Annotated in this window: 3 protein-coding genes and 1 pseudogene; 3 read left to right on the top strand and 1 reads right to left on the bottom strand. The window is 56.9% G+C overall.

Annotated features, from left to right (window positions below; translation table 11 throughout):
* Positions 1 to 359, bottom strand: a pseudogene (locus ACF8AM_RS22425) (hypothetical protein); the annotation flags it as partial.
* 403 nt (positions 360 to 762) lie between these two features.
* On the opposite strand from ACF8AM_RS22425, the gene ACF8AM_RS22420 reads away from it, so the two are divergent.
* The 3 genes from ACF8AM_RS22420 to nth all read left to right on the top strand — a co-directional run bounded on the left by ACF8AM_RS22420 (position 763) and on the right by nth (position 3,006).
* Complete coding sequence (locus ACF8AM_RS22420; protein ID WP_392557796.1) at positions 763 to 1,224, top strand: hypothetical protein; 462 nt, start codon at positions 763 to 765, stop codon at positions 1,222 to 1,224.
* Positions 1,225 to 1,339: 115 nt separating this feature from the next.
* Complete coding sequence (locus tag ACF8AM_RS22415; RefSeq protein ID WP_392557795.1) at positions 1,340 to 2,314, top strand: serine O-acetyltransferase; 975 nt, start codon at positions 1,340 to 1,342, stop codon at positions 2,312 to 2,314.
* Positions 2,315 to 2,346: 32 nt separating this feature from the next.
* On the top strand, positions 2,347 to 3,006 hold the full coding sequence (gene nth / locus ACF8AM_RS22410) for an endonuclease III (RefSeq protein WP_392557794.1): 660 nt from the start codon (positions 2,347 to 2,349) through the stop codon (positions 3,004 to 3,006).
* Positions 3,007 to 3,784 lie beyond the last annotated feature (778 nt).

Genomic DNA, 3,784 nt, shown 5'->3' with positions numbered 1-3,784 from the left:
AAGAGCAAGTGGAACGGGTACTCTTCGTAGCGCGAGACAATCGTTAGCTGCAGGACACCGATGAGACCGCCGACTGTGATGGCCGCAATGAAACAAAGGATTCCGATCACGTCGACTTGCTGGGTGAAAAACACGAACCGGACGGTCAGCAGAACGCACAAGCAGGCAATGAAACTGAGCGAACCATGAAACGCTGTGATGCCGAGCAGCGTGACCAGTTGCCGGAACCAGTTCAGCACTTGGCCAGGGCGTTCTTCAGCGAGATCCGTTCCAAACGCTTGAATCGACGCGAAGTGGTTCAAAACCAATTCATTGCCGGAAGATTCGGTTGGCGGTGCGTCGGGCGCCTTGGTCTTCATTGTCCTCGCCTGCTGGAGCTTGTTCGCGTCCGGAGGATGCGTCGGTCAGGGGTAAAATGAAAGCTTCAATCGGGCTCCGGACCTCACAGCCTAACGCGGACCAGAGATTTTTGCACGCTGATTCGAGTTGGAAATCGCCTAAACCGGGGCGTTGGCGGTGGGCTTGGTATCTAGGTCGGCGAACCTTGCCAGGGATGGCTCTGTCAGAAAATACGGAGGAAGCCCCAATTGTTAGTTTAGGTAAACCTTGCCGCCAACCCGTTCCGACTTCTGGCGCGGTTGGTGCGATTGTGTGCATCGGATCGGTGCCAACGGCCGAAACGAAGGGTGAAAGAAAGACTCGTATCACGTGTCGAGCCATTTGAGCTCGGCACCCAATTCATATTGGATGGAAGGGTTCGGAATGAATCGTTGGCTCTTACTCGGATCGATGGCCGGAATGCTGATGATCAGCACCGGATGCCTTCACCACAACACACGTGGCGGATGCTCCACTGGCAATTGTGGCACGGCTTCAAGCGATTGCGGATGTGGCAATTCGTCTTGTGGAAATGGTGCATGCAGCGATGGCTCGTGCGGTCGTGTCGGCAACGGCGGACTGTTGGGCAAGCATCGCGGTCGTTTGTTGGGTTGCAAAACCGGTTGCCGGACGGGCTGCGAAGCCGGTCCACTTGGTTGGCAACAAGGCGGTTTGGACTACAGTTCGCACCTGAACCCAGGATTGTTGGGTCACGGCGCGGCGGCTCAAATGCAGGGCCAGCCATTCACACCAGGTGCGCCGTCCGCACAAGTGGCGTACCCATATTACACGCACCGCGGTCCTCGTGACTTCTTGTTGGACAACCCGCCCAGCATCGGTCCCTGATCGAACGATGAGCGTTGGGAAACGAAATCGAGCATGCTCAGGCGTTTGCGCCTGAGCCACTTGATTCCGTTCCGTCGGTGAAGAGTGTTCCGAAGTCGCCCGAGGGAGTTTAGGCGTGGCATCCGATTTTCGGCTGAAAGAGCAGTTACCAGAGCTGACCGAGCAAATCGTCGGCACGTACACCTCCGATGATTCCATCAATCATCTGGGGCACTGCCCACTGCCTAGCTACACCGCGGTGGTTGACATCCTTTTGGATCTCAAGGACATCTTGTATCCAGGATACAAGCGGCACACGAATTTGCATGCAGGCAACATCCGCTATCACGTTGGCGGCTTGATCGATTCCTTGCATGATCAACTGACGACCCAGATCGCTCGAGCCCTTCGGCACGAGCACCGGGTGCTGCAGAATCACAAGGATTGCGAGACCGACATCGACTTCGAAGCCAAAGGCCAAGCCATGGCGATCGAGTTGCTCAAACGCATCGTCAAGCTTCGTCACGTGCTCGCCACGGATGTCCAAGCCGCGCACGACGGCGATCCGGCTTGCCAGACAACCGATGAAGTCGTCTTTTGCTATCCCGGTTTCGAAGCAATCACGGTCTACCGAATCGCTCATGAACTGGTGCAGCTCAATGTGCCTTTCATTCCGCGAATGATGACGGAATGGGCGCACAAAGAAACGGGCATCGACATTCACCCTGGTGCAACGATCGGTGAGTACTTCTTCATCGATCACGGAACCGGTGTGGTGATCGGTGAAACATGCCACATCGGAAAGCACGTCAAACTGTATCAAGGTGTGACGTTGGGCGCGTTGAGCTTCCCAACGGATGCCGATGGGCAGTTGATCCGTGGCCAAAAGCGTCATCCAACGATCGAAGACGATGTGGTGGTGTATGCCAACGCCACGATCCTCGGCGGTCGCACGGTGATCGGTCGTGAATCGGTGATTGGGTCCAGCGTTTGGATCACTCGCAGTGTATCGCCGGGCACGACGGTGGTGCTCGAAAAGCCGCAGCTAAAAGTCCGCGGATCCGACGAACCCGCCGATGAATTGCGTCCCGAAGTGAACTACCAAATCTGATCACTGGGTATTCCCAGGCGATTCGGTATAGTGTGGCGATGTTGAAAAAAGAACGTGCCGCCATCGTCATGGAGCGTCTCAACGCGCTCTACTCTGACCCGCCGATTCCTCTGGACCACACCGACGAATTCACGTTGTTGGTGGCCGTTTTGCTGAGCGCTCAGTGCACCGACAAAAAGGTGAACGAGATCACGCCAGAATTGTTCTCGGTCGCGGGAACTCCGACCGCAATGCGTGAGCTTGGTGAAGAGGGAATCCTCGAAATCATCCGGCCGCTTGGATTGTCCAAGCAAAAAGCCAAGGCCTTGGCCAAGTTGTCTGGAATGTTGATCGACCTGCACGAAGGTCAGGTGCCCAGCACATTTGAAGAGCTGGAAGCGTTGCCTGGTGTCGGTCACAAAACAGCCAGTGTTGTGATGTCGCAAGCGTTTGGCTTTCCTGCGTTTCCGGTCGACACGCACATCCATCGCTTGGCCCAGCGATGGGGATTGTCCAGCGGTAAAAGCGTTGTGCAGACCGAACGCGATTTGAAGAGCTTGTTCCCAGAGTCATCTTGGAACAAGCTGCATCTGCAAATCATTTTCTACGGTCGTGAATTCTGCACCGCGAGAGGTTGTGACGGACGCGTGTGTGACCTCTGTCGCGAGCTGTATCCCAACCGCCGCAAGCCAGTGACCTGGATCAAACCCTGATCTGCCTGTCATTGACAGAGCCCCTTCTCCAATGCGTAGCTGGATTCGCCAGAATTCAGATGCTCCAGATGGAACACGACCGAATTCTTGGTGGTCGCCGTTACGTCATGTCCGCAATCTTGGCGAATCCGGCTATGTTGCATCAGAGGCCCGGAGGGCCGGCAGAGGATCTGCCGGGGCCGTGAGGCCCCGGTGCATGGAATGGCCAATGCACCAAGCCCTGAAGGGGCGACAGAGTTGAGTGTCCTCTGTCACCCCTACGGGGTTTTGGTTGTGAGGGTGGGAGTGCTGTTCCGGGGCCTGATGGCCCCGGCAATGGCTGTGTCGGCCCATTCGGGCCTGCTTGCTGGCCGTGTGTAGCTGGATTCGCCAGAATTCAGATGCTCCAGATGGAACGCGACCGAATTCTTGGCGGCCTCGGTTCCGGCATGTCCGGTCTCTTGGCGAATCCGGATACGTTTCGTCAGAGGCCCGGAGGGCCGGCAGAGGATCTGCCGGGGCCGTGAGGCCCCGGTGCATTGTTTGGACAATGCACCAAGCCCTGAAGGGGCGACAGAGCTGAGTGTCCTCTGTCACCCCTTCAGGGTTTTGGTTCCAGGGGGGGAGCTGTTCCGGGACCTGACGGCCACGGCAATGGCTGTGTCGGCCCATCCGGGCCTGCTTGCTAGCCAATGCGTAGCTGGATTCGCCAGAATTCAGATTCTCCAGACGGAACGCGACCGAATTCTTGGCGAATCCGGCTACATGGCTTTTCAACCGAACCAGCGGTCCTGTCAGA

Origin of the sequence: Rhodopirellula sp. JB055 (genome assembly GCF_043100905.1) — a bacterium.
In the GTDB taxonomy this organism is placed as follows: Bacteria; Planctomycetota; Planctomycetia; order Pirellulales; family Pirellulaceae; genus Rhodopirellula.
The sequence above is the reverse complement of the archived record's forward strand: the minus strand, read 5'-3'. Positions and strand labels throughout refer to the sequence as shown.